The following is a 19,430-nucleotide window of genomic DNA, read 5'->3' as shown; positions in this document are numbered from 1 at the left end:
ATATAAGTTTTTAATAATTAATCTACACTCAAAATGATTCTTTACATTTATATGCGATTAACAGTTTATGATACTAATGTTTTAGACATATGATTATCTATTGTAACTGATTACTTAAATATCAATAATATTCAATTAACTGTCATAAATTATTTATATCTTAAAAACATGATATCAATATTATTGATATTAATTAAATATACGTACATGTAAAATAATATGTAATAATTAATTAACTTCTAATATTTATATCAGGGTGCAAAAGTTCATATTTTATTTAATCCAGACTATCTTTAATAAGATATTCAACTTCAAAACAAACATATTATATAATGACACATGACGACTGAGGAAAATTAAGCATGTATAAAATTTATCAAGATAATTCTTACACTATCGGTCATACTCCATTAGTCCGGCTTAATAACATTGGTAATGGTTATATTATGGCTAAGATCGAATCTAGAAATCCTAGCTTTAGTGTTAAATGTCGTATTGGCGCTAACATGATTTGGGATGCAGAAAAAAAAAATTTACTGCAACCAAACACAAAACTTATAGAAGCAACCAGCGGTAACACCGGAATTGCTCTAGCTTATGTCGCGGCTGCACGACATTACAAATTAACCTTAACCATGCCAGAAAATATGAGTATCGAACGCCTTAAATTAATTAAAGCTTTAGGGGCTAAAATTATATTAACAGCAGGACACAATGGAATGAAAGGAGCTATCGCCAAAGCAGAAGAGATTGCAGCTTCTGATCCTAAACGTTATTTATTATTAAAACAATTTAATAACCCTGCAAATCCAGAAATTCATGAAAAAACCACAGGACCTGAAATTTGGAACGATTCTAATGGAAAAATAGACATATTTGTAGCCGGAGTTGGCACAGGAGGCACTATCACAGGAGTTGGAAGATTTTTTAAACATACAAAAAAAAATAAAAAAATTATTATTGTTGCAGTAGAACCAAAAGATTCTCCAATAATTACACAGACATTATCCGGACAAAGTATAAAACCAGCACCGCATAAAATCCAAGGTATCGGTGCTGGTTTTATTCCAAAAAATCTTGATTTAACTGTAATTGATCACGTAGAAACAGTAAGTATAGATGCAGCTATTAGCTATGCTAAGCATTTAATGGAAAAAGAAGGAATTTTAGCTGGTATTTCTTCAGGTGCTGCACTAGCAGCAGCAATAGAATTACAAAAAAATAAAGCTTACGCTACCAAAAATATAGTGGTTGTACTCCCATCATCTGCTGAACGATATTTAAGTACCGTATTATTCTCAAACCTATAACAATAGAAATCTATTTTTCTATTAATGTTAAATAACGTAGAAAACGCTTGTTTAAAGTGTTTTCTATGTTTGTTTTACACAGATAAAACGTTATATATTTTTTTATTCTTTAAGAAATTTATAAAAACATTGAATTAATTACATTATGTAAATAGAATACTATATTTTCTAATATCCTAAAAATTTTAAGAATTTATGAAAAAATATCTTTAGTTCATATTCTATTTTGAATGTGATATACATAAAAGAAGGAATAAAAAAAATTAGAAATAATTTAATATAATATTTTCACTCGCCTACATTCATAAAAAAAAGTTTCAATTTAATAAATTCGAGTGAAACGTTATTTTCATCATGTTATTTTAATTAAATGGAGATAAAAATGTATCAAAAAGAAATTATAATTACTGCTGCCAATGGTTTGCATACTCGGCCAGCTACTCAATTTGTAAAAGAAGCAAAAAACTTTAATTCTGAAATTACAGTAATATCTAATGGAAAAAAAGCAAATGCTAAAAGTTTATTTAAACTACAAACACTAGGTTTAAGTAAAGGATCTATAATTGTCATTTCCGCTAATGGTACAGATGCCGAGCAAGCAGTACAACATTTAATTAAATTCATTGCTGAACTTAAATAATACAAAACATTAACCAATCAATTACAGATATAAACTATTTATGACTCTAATGCAGGTAGAATTATGATTTCAGGAATCTCAGTATCACCTGGCATCGCCTTCGGAAAAGCGTTGCTATTACAAGAAAAAAAAATTCTCATTAATTCAAAAAAAATTAACATTGATACCATTGATCGAGAAATCAATCGGTTTCTTTCCGGACGCGCTGAAACATCCAAACAATTAAAAAAAATTAAAGAGAAAGTAAAAAAACAATTAAACACAAAAAAAGAAGCTATTTTTGAAGGCCATATTATATTACTAGAAGATGAAGAACTTGAACAAGATATTATCACTCTTATCAAAGAAGAGCTATTTAGTGCCGATGCTGCCGTACATTCAGTAATTGAAGCTCAAGCAAAAGCCTTAGAACAACTAGAAGACGAATACTTAAAAGAACGTTCTACTGATGTACGAGACATTGGAAATCGCTTATTAAAGAATATTCTAGGCATCCCAATTGTTGATTTAAATGCTATTAATGAAGAAGTAATCATTATTGCAGTAGATCTTAGCCCATCAGAAACTGCTCAATTAAATTTAAAAAAAGTGTTAGGATTTATTACTGATGCTGGTGGCAATACCTCACATACCTCTATTATGGCGCGTTCTTTAGAATTACCAGCTATTGTAGGAACTGGTGTTATCACAAAACAAGTTTCTAATGGAGACTTTATAATACTCGATGCTTTAAATAATAAAATTTACATTAATCCAACTCCAAAAACTATTGAAAATCTCAACGCATTAAAAAAGAAATATATTTCTGAAAAATATGAACTAACCAAATTAAAGAATCTCCCAACTATTACTCTTGATGGACATCAAGTGCAAATATGCGCCAATATTGGTACGATACATGATATAATTAGAGCTAAAAAACATGGAGCTGCAGGCATAGGATTATATAGAACTGAATTTTTATTTATGAATCGTAATACATTACCTACAGAAGAAGAACAATTTAAAGCTTATAAAAATGCAGCCGAATCAATGATTAACAAAGCAGTAGTTATACGTATCATGGATATTGGAGGTGATAAAAATTTACCATACATGCATCTCCCACACGAAGAAAACCCATTCCTTGGATGGCGCGCAATTCGCATTATGTTAGATAGAAAAGATATATTACATACTCAATTACGTGCTATCTTACGAGCTTCTTTTTTTGGGAAATTACGCATAATGTATCCTATGATTATCTCGGTAGAAGAAATAAAAGCTTTAAACACAGAATTAAATTTTTTAAAAACACAACTTCGCAAAGAAAATAAAAAATTTGACGAAAATATTAAAGTAGGTATTATGATTGAAACTCCTGCTTCTGCAATCATAGCTCATCATTTAATTAAAGAAGTAGATTTTTTTAGTATTGGAACTAATGATTTAACTCAATATACTCTTGCAGTAGATCGCGGCAACAAATTAATTTCTCATCTATATAATCCTATATCTCCGTCTATTTTAATATTGATTAAACAAGTCATCGAAGCCTCACATGCTGAAGGAAAATGGACAGCTATGTGCGGAGAAATGGCAGGAGATGAAAGAACTACCCTGCTACTATTGGGAATGGGGCTAGATGAATTCAGTATGAGCTCTATATCTATTCCACGTATCAAAAAAATAATCCGTAGCTCATATTATCACGATGCAAAAAAAATAGCACAAAAAGCACTAAATTATTCCACCACAGAATCATTAATACATTTACTTGCAAATATGCACAAATTGAATGACAATCAAAAATGATAACATCATGTTCCATTGAAACAATAAACATTATAAATGTACAATTTTAAACACCAAAATATTTATAATTTCTATAAATTATTATCGATTACATGATTATCAAAAAAAAATCAAACCTACGTCTATGCACACATTTAACAAATACATAAAATAATTTATATAATATATATAAATATATATCTTTACTATACAGATACAAAATATATTAAAAATTTTTATTTCACTCTCTCTATATAACCTTACAGAATTTCTCACAATCTGCTGAAATAGACACTTTAAAAATCACAAACTTATGGATAAAACCAATATTTACATACACAACGCTAAAATATAAAAACCACTAATCATTTACCCTTATATCAATACAACATATATAAATTAATAGTATATTAATCTATACTCATCCATCCTACACATCCTATATAATGCACAAGATATCAAAAAATCACAATAGTATCTCTCCTGAGTATATTCGTGCATTACGACCACTTAAATAACAACATACGCCACATTCTGGAACACCAAAAATGTCCTTAATTCCTAAAATTATAGTCAATAAATCTTGATGCCAACCTAAAGGTTCTACACTCAATTGCCAATAATAACCATGTAAACTAACATTAACAATCTTAGCCGGTAATGGATATAACACATTAGATTCCTTGCTAATATCCATTTCCCATGGACGAAAAAACAATTCTACTTTTCCTTGCAAAGCAGGCATATATGGTAAAGCCCAATGATAAGACCCAATAAACAATTCCGATCCACACACTACCCCTTGAATACAATTAACTTCGCTTAAAAACTCTAAAACAAAACGAGTCGCCGGAAGACACCAAATATCTTTAGGAGTACCTATTTGCTCAATGATTCCTCTATTCATAACTACTATTCTATTAGCCACTTCCATAGCTTCTTCTTGATCATGAGTGACAAAAACACTAGTGAACTTAAATTCATTATGTAGCGTACGAATCCAACGACGTAATTCTTTTCGCACTTGAGTATCTAATGCGCCAAATGGTTCGTCTAATAGCAAAATTTCTGGTTCAATTGCTAAAGAACGAGCTAAAGCTACACGTTGCTTTTGCCCCCCAGAAAGCTGCATAGGGTATCTATTTGCTAAATGTCCCAGTTGTACCATATTTAATAATTGTGTAACTTTTTTACTAATTAGATTAGAACTTGGACGATTACGACGTGGTAGCATTCTTATACCAAAAGAAATATTATCTGATACTGTCATATGACGAAACAAAGCATAATTTTGAAAAACAAAACCAACACGACGATCACGTGCATTAAGTTGACTTACATCTTTACCTCTAAAACGTAAAACACCGCTATTATGATGTTCTAACCCAGCAATAATACGCAATAATGTTGTTTTACCAGAACCAGATGGCCCTAATAACGCTATTACTTCTCCAGATTCGATATGTAAAGAAATATTAGTCAATATTTTATCATGACCAAAAAACTTAGTGATTCCATCTATCTCAATACTCATGTATTATCCTGAATCCATAATATTAATTAATATATTTTAAACGACTTTGTAAATAATTCTTTATAAACAACATAATAATTGAAATGAAAGCTAATAACGATGCAGCAACAAATGCACCTACAATGTTATAATCGTGATATAATAATTCTACATATAATGATAAAGTATATGTTTCACCACGTATTAACCCCGATACTATAGATACCGCTCCAAACTCACCAATAGCGCGAGCATTAGTAAGAATAGCTCCATATAATAAAGCCCAACGAATATTTGGAAAAGTAACATAACGAAACATCATCCAACCAGATGCTCCAAGAAGTATCGCTGCCTCATCTTCCTGTTTTCCTTGATTAATCATTACAGGAACCAGCTCATGTACTACAAAAGGACAAGTAACAAAAATAGTAACTAATACTAATCCTATCCATGTAAATATTATTTGTATATCATATAAATTAAGCCAATTTACTATTATATTATTATTCGTATAAAATAATAAATATAATAAACCAGCAATTACAGGAGAAACAGCAATAGGTATATTTAAAGAAATATATAACAACTGTCTTCCATAAAATTTAAAACGAGTTACTAACCAAGCTATTAACACACCAAAAAATACATTAATAGGTACCGTAAATAACGCTACAACAATTGTTAAAAAAACGGCATGTACCATTTCTGAATTTATTAAATTTATTATCACTATTTTAAAACCTTCTGAAAAAGCAGCCACAAAAATCATAATTAAAGGCACTAACAATAATATTATCGAAATAAACATAGTTACAATAATTAAAATCCATTGATTCCATTTAATATTATTGTTATAGCTATTACTATTTCTATTAACACAATGCTTTAATATGCTTATCATTAAGACCCTTTAAACCTTCGGCTTATTCGTAATTGAAATATATTAGTAAGAAATAATAATAATAGAGAAATAATTAAAATTACAGAAGCAACAGCACTAGCTGCTGGATAATCAAATTCCTGCAAACGAATAAAAATAATTAACGATATAACTTCATTCTTCCAGGCAATATTTCCCGCTATAAAAATTACCGCACCAAATTCACCTAAACTACGTACAAACGATAACACTACACCAGATAACCAAGCCGGCGCCAATTCTGGAAAAATTACATTATAAAAAATTTGCCAATAATCCGCTCCAAGAGTTTCTGCTACCTCTTCATATTCTACAGTACATTCCTCCAACACCGGTTGTACAGTTCGCACTACGAATGGAATACTAGTAAAAATCATCGCAATAGATATTCCTATCCACGTATAAGATACTGTAATACCTACTCTAGACAACCAGTTACCATACCAACCTGATGTTGAAAACAATGTCGCCAAAGTTAACCCTGCTACTGCTGTAGGTAAAGCAAAAGGCAAATCCATTAATGCATCTAATAATTTTTGACCAGGAAATTGATATCTAGTTACCACCCATGATACTAACATACCAAAAATAGCATTAAATAATGTTGCTGATCCAGCAGCTAATAAAGTGATTTTATAAGAGACTAATAATGCTGGGTCCGTAATTACATCCCAATATTGAGATAAGCTCATATGAGCGAGTTGCATAATCAAAGCACTTAAAGGTAATAATATAACTAAACAAACAAATAACAAACTACTGCCAAATGCTATTCCGAACCCAGGTAACGTATATTTAACTGAAAAAAATAACATTAACGACGTCCTATTGATAACAATTGATCCAATTCACCACCACGCTTAAAGTGCGTGTTCATAATAGTATTCCAATTACCACATTCTTGATCCTCTATTCTAAATAATTGAGCCTCAAAAGATCTATTCTGATATACTTTCATAATATCGGCTATGTTTACACGATATCCAAACTTAGTAATAATCTTCTGCGCTGAAGGAGTATAAAGATAAGCTAAATAAGCACGCGCTATATCCTCCGTGCCATTGCGAATAACATTTTTATCTATCCAAGTTACTGGGAATTCAACTAAAATATTCGGTGTCGGCATAATAACCTCATAATTATCAGACCCATACTGCCTTTGAACTAACTTTATTTCGGATTCAAAATTAATTAATACATCTCCTTGCTTACGATCAACAAAAGTAGAGGTCGCAGCACGTCCTCCAGTATCAAACACTATTACATTTTTTAAAAATTTTTCCATCCAAACTCGAGTTTGCAATATATTTCCGTCATTATTTTTCAAAAACACATTCCAAGCAGCTAAATAAGTATAACGTCCATTACCAGAAGTTTTGGGATTAGGAAATACTATTTTCAACCCTTCATTAGTTAAATCATACCAATTATAAATTCCTTTTGGGTTTCCTCGTCGCACCAAGAAAGCCATGGTAGAATAAAATGGTGAACTACGATGTGGCAACCTATTCTGCCAATCTTCAGGAATCAAGTGTCCGCGTTCATATAAAATTTGTACATCTATTACTTGATTATAAGTGACTACATCTGCACGCAGACCTTGTAATATAGCCATAGCTTGTCTGGTAGATCCTGCATGAGATTGACGAATAACCAATGTATCTTCAGGACACTTATCCTTCCAATATTTAATAAAATCAGAATTAATTTCTATAAATAATTCTCTAGATACATCATACGAACTATTTAATAAAATCCTTCCATAGACTGGAATATGAAAAACATAACACAATAACACTATTATTTTAATGAATTTTAAAATAATATGTATAATAATTATATATCTACACACAAACACATCCGTCCAAATAGAAATTATTCTTTCAGTTAAAATAATATCTCATATAATATACATATAATTGCAACATAGCCCGTCCATAAATTTTATATTTACATATGAATTTTTGTAACTAATTATTAATATATAAATAATATCTTTTATTGTACAAATTAACTTTAATACCGCTGAATTATTAATTAATGAAAATTTATGTTTTTCACATATTACAAAAAAATAAATCACTATAAATATAGTAGTTTATTTAATAATTTTTATTAAATAAATATCATCCGTACTATTATCTACAAAAGAACTACCATATTCAATATTATAATTTACAATAACATAGAAATAGAATATTATTCTATTTCTTTTTAAGATACATAAAATAATATTTTATAAAATTAATAGATAATTAAAAAATGATTCTATATAGCATATATAGAATCATCAATACCATCAAAACATCGAATTATAATTATTAATTATTATAATTATAACTAAAATCTTTTTATTATAAAAAAATAATTATTTTCTGCACATAACCCCATTAATATAATTAATTGCTTTTTATATAATTAAACAACTCTAATTACAACTAGAGTTAAATTTGTATGATAATTACGATCTAAAAATATACTCTTTTAAAATAAAAATCGCTGTTATAAATAAATTTAAACATTATCACGCTATTAATTAATTCTGTTTTACATAATCATGTAAATTTTTACGTACCAAAGATCATATAATACAAAAAATAAAATATTAAATTGTCCATATGATTTTAAACAAAAATTATATAGTATAAAATATATACTGTAACATCTATGATTACATATTATAATATGCAATCATATAATATATACATTATTATCTACCCCTAAAAATTAATAATTATACTAATTGAATATTAAAAATACTACCACATCATCGTGATCTTTATAATTATTCCAATCAAAAATTACATCTAAATATTAATTACTATTAATTATAATAAATTTACTATTCTAATAAAAAATTGAATATAAAAAATTATATTTTATATACTAATTAACAAATCATTTTTTAAATATATACAGTCTCTACATATCATATTGTGATGTATAATACAAAATTATAGATAATACATATCTGTTTCCAATAAAACACATTTTTATAAATATAAAATATATGATTGCATAATATTTAATGATAAATAAATTATATTTTATAAATTTAAACTAATTTTAAATATCATGAACACCATTCAACTATAACATCACACAGAGTCAACAATGAATCAATTAAACAGTTAAAAATTTTCTGAAGTTGTAAAGAACAACGTGAATATTGATATCATTTATTACTGCAATCCAAACAATGCTATCATTCTCCATTTATTACTTACCTTTTGAAAAGAATTCTTTTTAATTCTTATGGCACATCGCTTAAATATACTTTAGAATATCTTAAAGAGGGGAATGATAGTGTTGATCCTCATACAATTGATACGAGCAATACATTAATAACTAATATTAACGCTAATGTTTTAGACAATGTTTTAAACGCATTTCTATAGAAGTAGAAATAAATTACCCCCCTTCCAAAAAGAAGTTATAATAATAAAAGTATCGTAAACTCATAAAAGTCTATCTACAACCAGATACAAAAGAGCATTTCATTATTATTATTTTTATTAAAATTTCTAATAATTATTCTTATTAAATAAACACTAAGACAATAGAAAAAATTAGAAATATCTCATCTCCGGATTAATTTAATAATTTTTATTCCCCTTGACTCAAAAGTACGTGTACGCTAAATTATATATACCTTTAGTTGTTTCAATTGTAGGGCTCATTTATAATTGGCATAATAGATTTCATTTATTCAGCAAATAAAAATTTTTATAACTACCCTGGATATGTGGATAATAAATACGAATTATCTTAACCATAAACACTATTGTTTTAATAATATCATTATAAACTTTAATTATAATGCAACTAAAAACCCATAGACATAAACAAATATAATTATATAACCATTGCTATTTAAATAACAAAAAATCATTAAACTTTCATGCACAGCCTATCAAATATAGAATATTTCCTTTTAGAAATAAAATTTTATAAAAAACCTATTTCCGTATATCAATCAATTTTTTTATAACATAATCTAATAAAATGAGCATATAAAAAAATTAACTTCATGTATTCAAAAATTCTCTAGGAATCAACAGAAAAATTTTCTTTTAATTAAAATATTCAACATAGGAACACACTTTATGTTATCAGAAAGAATATTAGCTAATGCTATACGTATATTAAGCATAGACGCCATACAACGAGCTAATTCTGGACATCCAGGATGTCCCATGGGGATGGCCGATATCGCTGAAGTACTATGGAGAGACTACTTAAATCATAACCCTAACAATCCAAATTGGATTAATAGAGATCGATTTGTTTTATCTAATGGACACGGGTCAATGTTACTTTATAGCGTACTACACTTAACTGGATACAACATATCTATAGAAGATCTAAAAAATTTTAGACAATTACATTCTAAAACACCGGGCCATCCAGAATACGGACACACTGAGGGAGTTGAAGTTACAACAGGTCCATTAGGACAAGGTCTCGCTAATGCTGTAGGATTCGCCATTGCTGAACGCACACTAGCAGCTCAATTCAATCGCGCGCAATTTAATATCATTAACCATTATACCTATGTATTTTTAGGAGACGGATGCATGATGGAAGGTATTTCACATGAAGCTTGCGCGTTAGCCGGAACTATGAAACTAAATAAATTAATTATGTTTTATGATAATAACGGAATCTCTATAGACGGAGATGTAACAGAATGGTTTACGGATAATACTGCCATGCGCTTTGAATCTTATGGATGGCATGTAATACGTAATATAGATGGCCATAATAGAAACGCGATTAAAGTTGCGATTGATCAAGCCAAAGCCATATTAGACAAACCATCGTTATTAATATGCAATACTATTATTGCTTTTGGAGCTCCAAATAAAAGCGGAACACACAACGCCCACGGCGCACCATTAGGAGAAGAAGAAGTTGCCGCCACTCGAAAAGCACTTCATTGGAATGAGCCTCAATTTATTATACCAAAAGAAATATATAAACTATGGAATGCTACTATACTAGGTCAAACAAAAGAAGATACTTGGCAACAACTATTTTATAAATACGAAATCACTTATCCTAATTTAGCAAAAGAACTAATAAGACGAATACAACGAAAATTACCTGATAATTGGCATAAAAAAACACAAAAATTCATTACAAATTTACAAATGAATCCTCAAAACATTGCTACACGTCACGCTTCTCAAATTGTAATTGAATCCTTTTCTAAAAAATTACCAGAACTTTTTGGTGGATCAGCAGATTTAACACCTAGCAATTTAACCACTTGCTCTCAATCTTCTTCTATTATAAAAAATCCTGCCGGAAATTACATTCATTATGGTGTACGCGAATTTGGAATGACTGCAATTGCAAATGGAATTGCTCATTACGGAACCTTTTTACCCTACACTGCTACATTTTTAACATTTGTTGAGTATGCACGTAATGCTGTTCGTATGGCAGCATTAATGAATAGCCACCATATCATGATTTATACTCATGATTCTATTGGATTAGGGGAAGACGGCCCGACTCATCAACCTATAGAACAATTAGCCAATTTACGCATGACTCCAAATCTAATAGTATGGCGTCCCTGTGATCAAGTAGAAACAGCTGTCGCCTGGAAAGCAGCAATCGAACATCACGGACCAACCGCACTGATTTTATCAAGACAAAATCTCATGCAACAAGAACGCACAGAAACTCAAATTAATAACATTGCTCGTGGGGGATACATTCTTAAAGACTGTCAAAATATCCCTGAATTAATTATAATTGCTACTGGATCAGAAATAACATTAGCAATAAATTCATACTATCGCTTAACTGAAGAGGGCTACAAAATACGAGTTATTTCTTTACCTTCTACTAACATATTTGATCGGCAAGATAAATCATACCGTGAATACATATTACCAAATGCAGTAATTAATAGAATAGCTATTGAAGCTAGCAGTATTGATTATTGGTATAAATATGTTGGATTATATGGTGAAATTATCGGCATGAATACATTTGGAAAATCAGCTCCATCAAATCAATTATTTAAATTTTTTGACTTTACTGTAGATTATATAATCAAAAAATCATATAAACTATTAAAAAATCTTAAATAAACAGGCAATCAAAAACATGCAGTTTCATAAACAAATTTTATATGCTTATAAATATGAATAATTTATTATTTCAATATCACATATGATTGAATGTATATTCAATCATATGTGATATTGAACTTGCGATACCGTACTAAGCACAACTATTGTAATTAGGAAAATACTACATGAATGATTCACCGCTAATAACACTAGCTCAAAAATTAATTCAGCAACCTTCAGTAAACCCCAAACATCATATTTGTCATGAAATTATTACAAATTATTTACAAAAACTAGGTTTTAATATAGAACTAATGCATTTTAATGATACTCTTAATCTTTGGGCATTTCATAGTTGTAAAAGAAATCAAAAACGCACATTATTATTTATCGGGCATACTGATGTGGTAGATCCTGGAGATCTGCAGTGTTGGAATTACCCCCCGTTTTCAGGATTAATCAATGATAATACATTAAATGGAAGAGGTACAGTGGATATGAAAGGCGCGTTAGCAGCTATGTTAGTAGCGGCTAACAATTTCATCACTCAAAATTCTAATTACCAAGGACGACTTGCGTTTCTCATCACTTCTGACGAAGAAGGAACTGGTATCAACGGAACCACAAAAGTTGTAGATACTCTAATAATGCGCAACGAACACATAGATTATTGCATAGTAGGTGAACCATCTAGTCAACAACAATTAGGCGATGTTATAAAAAATGGAAGACGCGGTTCACTTACTGCGAAATTAACAATACACGGGACACAAGGACATGTAGCGTATCCTCAATTTTCTAAAAATCCAATACATTTAGTTATTCCAGCATTATCAAATCTCTTAAAAACTACATGGGACAAAGAAATAAGTAGATTATTTCCTCCTACTGCTGTTCAAATTAGCAATATTTATACTAATAACAATAATAATAGCAATAATGTCATACCTCAAAACGTTATACTAAACTGTAATTTTCGATTTAATGACAAATGTCCTATTAATAAAATTAAAAAGTATACGAATGAAATATTCAGACACCATACTTTAAATTATCATGTTGATTGGAAACTTTCTGCAGAACCTTATTTTAGCAAACCTGGAAAATTAACTAATGTTGTAATCAATGCAGTGAAATATTATCAAAAATTTACACCTCGCTTAGAAACTACAGGCGGTACTTCTGATGGACGCTTTATTGCTAAGATGGGAGCAGAAGTCATAGAATTAGGCGCACGTAATCATACTATTCATAAAATCAACGAGTATATCGATCTAATCGATTTAAAATTACTTCATTCTATATATCAAAAGATCATAGAAGATATACTACTAACACATGATTAATATTAATCTCATAATATATCACAAAAATGCTAAGATTGGTTGTGTATAATCATCATTATATAATTATCGTTTTTATACAATACTCTGCGCACATCCAAAGATAAAGGTATACAAGATGCAGATTTAACTCCAAAATTAATCTTCAATGTTAATCAAACAAGATTCATGCAATATATCTGTAGATAAGACTGATGGAGGACATATATTCAATTGCTTACCTACTTTTTGAGTACTAGAATTAAATTTTTTGATAACAGGGACAACATAGTCATCATATGATATGGGTAATATAACATCCAAATCTTCTGGTAAATTTAATTCAGCCAAGGGTGTAGTATTTAAATACCCTAAATTACCATTAAGTCTACAACGATCTTCCTGATATGGTCCAAAAGAACAACCTGACAATAATATCACACACAAAAAAATCTCTAAAAAATTAAAATAATCACCCTTATATAAGGGGTTACTTGTAATTTCATTTAACATGAAATAATCCTGCATTAATTAAAGCTTTCTTTAACACATTACGATGTACTTCAGATAAAGAGGTCATAGGTAAACGTAAAGTATAATGTGATATCAATCCTAATTCCTTACAAGCCCACTTCACTGGTATAGGATTAGAATCAATAAATAATGCTTGGTGCACAGGTATCAATTTACGGTTAATATGTTGCGCATGTGAAAAATCATTTTCATTTGCTAATTTACACAACTCAGCCATTTCCTTTGCCGCGACATTTGCTGTAACAGAAATTACCCCCGAACCCCCCAATTTCATAAAATCTAATGCGCTTACATCATCTCCACTTAATAACATAAAATCTTCATGCACTAATTGTTTTAATTGATTTACTCGACTTAAATTTCCTGTTGCTTCTTTAATACCGACTATATTTTTTATCTTTGCTAAACGAGAAACAGTTACAGGCAACATATCACAACCAGTGCGTATCGGAACATTATATAATATCTGTGGTAATTCTGTACTTTCCGAGATAGCTTTGAAATGTTGAAATAACCCTTCTTGATTAGGACGATTATAATAAGGAGTGACACTTAAACAAGCTGCTATATTACTACCATTAAATTTATTGGTTAATGCAACAGCTTCTACAGTCGAATTTGCACCAGTACCTGCTATAACAGGCAATCTACCATCGCTAAACTCTAAAGTCCACATCACTACGTCAACGTGTTCTTCATGTGTAAGCCCAGACATTTCTCCAGTTGTACCGACAGAAACAATAGCTGATGTACCACTAGCCACATGATGATCAACAAGTTTCTTTAAACTCATTCTATCTACAGCACCTGTTAAATCCATGGGGGTAATTAATGCTACTATACTTCCCGTAAACATGAGCTATTATCTCCAAATAATAAAACTACAAAACATTTTTATTCAATAAAAAGTAACTATTAAAAAATAATAAAAAAATTAAATAAAATATTAACTATTCTCTACATATTATAAATATAAAATTTACAATTTTATAATTATATAACAAACATGAACAAATTAATTCAGCTGTATATCCTTAAGAAGGATATACAGCTCTATATCACATTCTATATTTATGCGGTGAATACAGATACCTTTTACTGCTGTTTAACATTTTAAATTAATTAAAAACCATTTTCATTATATTTTTGATTATTAAGTAAATTATGATTCTTTAAAAAATGTTTAAACGCACAATAACACTTAAAACAAAATTTTTACTTCTTTATATTAAACTCTAATTTTTTATCATTATTATATTACAAATGTAAAATATTTTTATTAAATAATTCAATTATATTCTATACAAAATGAAAAATAGTATTAAAATTAATTGTAAGTTAGTCAATTTATATAATATAATTAATAATTAAAGGAATATTAATATGAAGTTATTACAACCTGGAGATATAGCACCACCATTTAATTTACCTAACCAAAATGGTATTTTTATTACTCTTAATTCTTTTACAGGAAAAAAAGTTCTTATTTATTTCTATCCTAAAGCCATGACACCAGGTTGTACTATACAAGCATGTAAATTACGAAACAATATGAATATATTCAAAAAAGTGGGTATAGAAATTATAGGAATTAGTAACGATGAACCAGAAAAACTTTTAAAATTTTCTCAAAAAGAAACGTTAAATTTCACTTTACTTTCTGATGAAAATAATCAAATTACCAAGAAATTTGGAGTATGGGGAGAAAAAAAATTTATGGGGAAAACATATAAAGGCATACATCGTATCAGTTTTTTAATAAACCAAACTGGTACTGTCGAACAAGTATTTAAATGTTTTACACCCACTGATCATCATAAGATTATATTAAACTATATAAATGATACACAATAAACACATAAGCATACACATACTTACATCTACATCTCCTGTAGATTAGAAAAAATATATAAAAAAGATGCTATTAATTTTTAATAACATAATCTAAATTAGACAAACTATTATGGAAAAATATATAACGAATAAATTGAAAAAATCATAAAATTTTGTAACACTATTTCAATGCATATTATTTTTTAGTAAAATCTGCGAACAATTTTTTTAAATAAACATTTTGTAAATTACATAAAGATTTTTATATGTCATTTCGTTCCAAATGTTTTATCACCGGCATCACCAAATCCTGGTATAATATACCCGTGTTTATCAATTTTTTGATCTATAGAAGCCAAATATAATTCAATATCTGAATGTTTTTTTTCCAAAGCTTCGATTCCTTCTGGAGCTGCTACTATTGATAAAACTTTTATATTATTACATCCAAATTTTTTTAATAAATCAACAGTAGCAATTATAGATCCACCAGTAGCTAACATAGGATCTAATACCATAGCTATACGTGCATGAATATTAGAAACAAATTTATGAAAATATGGAATTGGCTCAAGAGTAATTTTATTACGATACATCCCTATTATACTGATACGAGCATTAGGAAGATGTTCTAACACACCATTCATCATACCCAATCCAGCTCGTAAAATTGGTACCACTGTTATTTTTTTTCCTTTAATACGTGAAATTTCAACTAACCCACACCATCCTTTAATAGTTACTATTTCCATCTCTAAATCATCGGTAGCTACATAAGCTAATAAACTTCCTAATTCTGAAGATAATTCTCTAAAACGTTTAGTGCTAATATCACAAGTGCGCATTAATCCTAATTTGTGCTGTACTAATGGATGTTTTATCTCAACTATTTTCATATCAATTTCATTCTCCATAAAATCAAATACTCAACCTTGAGAAATTACACTTTATAATTACAATTTATAATAATATCCTATATTTATTGGATAAATATAGGATATTATTAAATTGATTTTTTTGTAGAATCTTTTTCATAACATAAAAAACCACATAGATACATTAAATTATTTATTTTTAATACATATACAATCAAGTTTAAATACTAAAACGATAGAATATAATTTATTTGTGCTATTACTATTATTTAAATCAATAAATATTTACAATAAATTATAATGACAATGTGTAGATCCAAATTCAATTAATATAAAAACCATCAATTAACCTATCAAAAAATATAAATACCTATTATTAATATTTAATATAATTTTAGCAATTATTAAAAACCTATATATTTATATATAACATTAACTATATCAACATAAAACATAATAAATAACTTAAAAAATATTAAATAATTAATTCCTACACCATATCAATTAATCATCTTAAAAATAACTAATTCTTATTAATTTAAATCTAATACTTTTAAATCAAAAATAATATTTCTCATAACAAAATATATACTACAATAATATATTTCTAATAAAACAAACAATTCTTTATAATTAAATAAAAATATATACTTTATAGAAAATTTATAATATTATGACTAAAAATGTTTCATTAAAACTATTTCAACAAATTGCTAATTATTTTCATGAAAAAAAAAAAATACACATTATCAAATGGATATTATTAATCAGTTTTATGATGTTATTTGCTAGGTTAATCTACGCTTCTATAAATGCTTGGAATTATTATAAATACAATCATAATAACCCTATTATACTAAAAGATAAAATATAATTATACCTCTAACGCTTACTATATTTAATTTATAACAATTTACTTCTAAACAGAAACACCCATTTGCAAAATATTTTAAAGTAAAGATATGAAAATATGCAAAAAATAACCATAATAAAAAATATACATATATTTTAATTATTTATATAGATGTCATTACATATCCATTATTAAGGCAACATTACCATCAACACACTCTTAATATAATCAGATTTTAAATTATAAAAATGATCGTTTCATCATAATAAAATCGATAACAGATTGAACACCATAACCTGTTTTCAAATTAGTAAAAGACCATGGCAGTTTTTTACGCATATGATTTGTATCTCGAGCCATGATTTCCAATGATGCTCCTACATACTCAGCTAAATCAATTTTATTAATTATTAAAAAATCAGAACGTGTAATACCTGGTCCACCTTTCCTAGGTATCTTATCACCTGCAGCTACATCAATAACATACAAATTCAAATCTGATAATTCCGGGCTAAAAGTGGCACTTAAATTATCTCCACCACTTTCAATAAAAATAATGTCCAAATTCTTAAATTTACATGTTAATTCTTCCACAGCTAATAAATTCATAGAAGCATCTTCACGAATAGCAGTATGCGGACATCCTCCAGTCTCTACACCGACAATACGATCAGCCGATAAAACATTTGCATCTGTCAAAATACGCTGATCTTCTTTAGTATAAATATCATTTGTCACTACTGCTAATTGATAATTAGCCTTCATACTTTTACATAACACTTCAAGCAACGCAGTCTTACCTGACCCTACCGGACCACCTACCCCTATACGAAATGGTTTACTATGTTGATAGTGTAACAAAATATATTCCTAAAATCAAAATTAACTTTCATATAATATATGATACTACATACATTTCTACTGAAATCAAGTAATTTAAGAACGGAATAATCGCGAATATTGTGTCTCATGGCAAGAAGATGCGATAGATTGCAATGGAAAACTACTTCCTAATTCATGATCTGTTATCATATGTGCTTTTTTCCAAGCATTCGGCAAAAACTCTATTAAATATCTCAATAGTCTCTGAGCAGTTTTTTGACCAAAAGGTATCAACTTCAACCCCACCATTACAGAAGATTCTAACATATTATAAGCATATCCTAATGCCAAATGTTTTAAGGGAATACCCCACATACATCCTAACCATGATAAAGATGCTAAACCACTCTGTTCTAAAGCTGATAACCAAATTTTATCATCAATAAGTGGATACCATTGTTGTATTATTTTAGTTAATGCCTTTCCACGCTGTTGTTCTTCTAATCTAAACTCTCGAGTATCACGATATGACAATATTTGTGATACACATTTTGAAAAACTCATTTCATCTTTAATTTTAGTATAATAATAACAACGTTTAAGCATAGGCCACTCTAAATAGACCAATGGTCCATCAATCCATTGTTGTTGCCAATCAATAAAAGCGTCTATAGAATTCACCCATTTATATTCAATAGCCGATTCTAAACCTCGTGAATAAGCAAAACCTCCCAAGGGGAAATTAGAACTAATTAATTGCATTAAAGACAATAATGTATTAACGTTGTTAGTAGTATACATAGTGCCCATTTTAATACAAATCACCAATAAACTATTAAAAAATTATTTTTATTTAAATTCTTTTAAGTAAAAAACATCATAAATTTAGCTCAATTTTCTACTCCATGATATATTACATATATAATCAATTTTATAAAAAATATATT

Annotated in this window: 15 protein-coding genes; 6 read left to right on the top strand and 9 right to left on the bottom strand. The window is 28.5% G+C overall.

Going from position 1 to position 19,430, the window contains the following annotated elements:
* Positions 1 to 362: 362 nt before the first annotated feature.
* The 3 genes from cysK (at position 363) to ptsI (ending at position 3,744) form a co-directional block, all read left to right on the top strand.
* Positions 363 to 1,310, top strand: a complete 948-nt coding sequence (cysK, locus tag GN161_RS02390) for a cysteine synthase A (protein WP_159715209.1) — start codon at positions 363 to 365, stop codon at positions 1,308 to 1,310.
* A gap of 382 nt (positions 1,311 to 1,692) precedes the next feature.
* Positions 1,693 to 1,950: an HPr family phosphocarrier protein gene (locus GN161_RS02385; RefSeq protein ID WP_159715207.1), complete on the top strand. Its 258-nt coding sequence runs from the start codon at positions 1,693 to 1,695 to the stop codon at positions 1,948 to 1,950.
* A gap of 63 nt (positions 1,951 to 2,013) precedes the next feature.
* Entirely contained in the window at positions 2,014 to 3,744 is a 1,731-nt protein-coding gene (gene ptsI, locus GN161_RS02380; protein ID WP_159715205.1) for a phosphoenolpyruvate-protein phosphotransferase PtsI, read from the top strand.
* A gap of 445 nt (positions 3,745 to 4,189) precedes the next feature.
* Here ptsI and cysA read toward each other — a convergent pair whose 3' ends face one another.
* From cysA to cysP, 4 genes are read right to left on the bottom strand one after another with little or no spacing between them, the layout of a single operon-like run.
* Entirely contained in the window at positions 4,190 to 5,257 is a 1,068-nt protein-coding gene (cysA, locus tag GN161_RS02375) for a sulfate/thiosulfate ABC transporter ATP-binding protein CysA (protein WP_159715203.1), read from the bottom strand.
* Between the two features lie 22 nt (positions 5,258 to 5,279).
* Positions 5,280 to 6,137, bottom strand: a complete 858-nt coding sequence (locus tag GN161_RS02370; protein WP_159715201.1) for a sulfate ABC transporter permease — start codon at positions 6,135 to 6,137, stop codon at positions 5,280 to 5,282.
* Entirely contained in the window at positions 6,137 to 6,970 is an 834-nt protein-coding gene (gene cysT / locus GN161_RS02365; RefSeq protein ID WP_159715199.1) for a sulfate/thiosulfate ABC transporter permease CysT, read from the bottom strand. Before cysT ends, GN161_RS02370 begins: the two co-directional genes overlap by 1 nt.
* Positions 6,970 to 7,959, bottom strand: a complete 990-nt coding sequence (gene cysP, locus GN161_RS02360; RefSeq protein WP_236840131.1) for a thiosulfate ABC transporter substrate-binding protein CysP — start codon at positions 7,957 to 7,959, stop codon at positions 6,970 to 6,972. Before cysP ends, cysT begins: the two co-directional genes overlap by 1 nt.
* Positions 7,960 to 10,261: 2,302 nt before the next feature.
* On the opposite strand from cysP, the gene tkt reads away from it, so the two are divergent.
* Positions 10,262 to 12,262, top strand: a complete 2,001-nt coding sequence (tkt, locus tag GN161_RS02355; RefSeq protein ID WP_159715197.1) for a transketolase — start codon at positions 10,262 to 10,264, stop codon at positions 12,260 to 12,262.
* Positions 12,263 to 12,429: 167 nt separating this feature from the next.
* A complete protein-coding gene (dapE, locus tag GN161_RS02350; protein ID WP_159715195.1) occupies positions 12,430 to 13,590 on the top strand; it encodes a succinyl-diaminopimelate desuccinylase in 1,161 nt (386 codons plus the stop codon).
* 135 nt (positions 13,591 to 13,725) lie between these two features.
* Here dapE and bamC read toward each other — a convergent pair whose 3' ends face one another.
* Entirely contained in the window at positions 13,726 to 14,079 is a 354-nt protein-coding gene (gene bamC / locus GN161_RS02345) for an outer membrane protein assembly factor BamC (protein ID WP_159715193.1), read from the bottom strand.
* Positions 14,069 to 14,956, bottom strand: a complete 888-nt coding sequence (dapA, locus tag GN161_RS02340) for a 4-hydroxy-tetrahydrodipicolinate synthase (RefSeq protein ID WP_159715191.1) — start codon at positions 14,954 to 14,956, stop codon at positions 14,069 to 14,071. The genes bamC and dapA overlap by 11 nt, the downstream gene beginning before the upstream one ends.
* A 527-nt stretch (positions 14,957 to 15,483) precedes the next feature.
* Between dapA and bcp the strand changes: the two genes are divergently transcribed.
* Entirely contained in the window at positions 15,484 to 15,954 is a 471-nt protein-coding gene (bcp, locus tag GN161_RS02335) for a thioredoxin-dependent thiol peroxidase (RefSeq protein ID WP_159715189.1), read from the top strand.
* A gap of 248 nt (positions 15,955 to 16,202) precedes the next feature.
* Here the strand turns inward: bcp and upp are convergent, their stop codons facing one another.
* The 3 genes from upp to GN161_RS02315 all read right to left on the bottom strand — a co-directional run bounded on the left by upp (position 16,203) and on the right by GN161_RS02315 (position 19,308).
* On the bottom strand, positions 16,203 to 16,829 hold the full coding sequence (gene upp / locus GN161_RS02330; RefSeq protein ID WP_159715562.1) for a uracil phosphoribosyltransferase: 627 nt from the start codon (positions 16,827 to 16,829) through the stop codon (positions 16,203 to 16,205).
* Positions 16,830 to 17,901: 1,072 nt separating this feature from the next.
* Entirely contained in the window at positions 17,902 to 18,522 is a 621-nt protein-coding gene (gene ureG / locus GN161_RS02320; protein ID WP_159715185.1) for an urease accessory protein UreG, read from the bottom strand.
* A 75-nt stretch (positions 18,523 to 18,597) separates the two neighbouring features.
* Entirely contained in the window at positions 18,598 to 19,308 is a 711-nt protein-coding gene (locus GN161_RS02315; RefSeq protein WP_236840086.1) for an urease accessory protein UreF, read from the bottom strand.
* Positions 19,309 to 19,430: the final 122 nt, after the last annotated feature.

This window comes from Blochmannia endosymbiont of Camponotus nipponensis (assembly GCF_009827135.1).
Classification (GTDB): Bacteria; Pseudomonadota; Gammaproteobacteria; order Enterobacterales; family Enterobacteriaceae; genus Blochmanniella.
This window is presented reverse-complemented; position numbering and strand designations above follow the sequence as displayed.

Bases quoted from the DNA above. Each gene is read 5' to 3' on its own strand.
- cysT (WP_159715199.1), bottom strand. From the start codon at position 6,970: ATGTTATTTTTTTCAGTTAAATATACGTTACCTGGGTTCGGAATAGCA.
- dapE (WP_159715195.1), top strand. From the start codon at position 12,430: ATGAATGATTCACCGCTAATAACACTAGCTCAAAAATTAATTCAGCAA.
- GN161_RS02385 (WP_159715207.1), top strand. From the start codon at position 1,693: ATGTATCAAAAAGAAATTATAATTACTGCTGCCAATGGTTTGCATACT.
- GN161_RS02370 (WP_159715201.1), bottom strand. From the start codon at position 6,137: ATGATAAGCATATTAAAGCATTGTGTTAATAGAAATAGTAATAGCTAT.
- tkt (WP_159715197.1), top strand. From the start codon at position 10,262: ATGTTATCAGAAAGAATATTAGCTAATGCTATACGTATATTAAGCATA.
- bcp (WP_159715189.1), top strand. From the start codon at position 15,484: ATGAAGTTATTACAACCTGGAGATATAGCACCACCATTTAATTTACCT.
- bamC (WP_159715193.1), bottom strand. From the start codon at position 14,079: ATGTTAAATGAAATTACAAGTAACCCCTTATATAAGGGTGATTATTTT.
- ptsI (WP_159715205.1), top strand. From the start codon at position 2,014: ATGATTTCAGGAATCTCAGTATCACCTGGCATCGCCTTCGGAAAAGCG.
- cysA (WP_159715203.1), bottom strand. From the start codon at position 5,257: ATGAGTATTGAGATAGATGGAATCACTAAGTTTTTTGGTCATGATAAA.
- upp (WP_159715562.1), bottom strand. From the start codon at position 16,829: ATGAAAATAGTTGAGATAAAACATCCATTAGTACAGCACAAATTAGGA.
- cysK (WP_159715209.1), top strand. From the start codon at position 363: ATGTATAAAATTTATCAAGATAATTCTTACACTATCGGTCATACTCCA.
- dapA (WP_159715191.1), bottom strand. From the start codon at position 14,956: ATGTTTACGGGAAGTATAGTAGCATTAATTACCCCCATGGATTTAACA.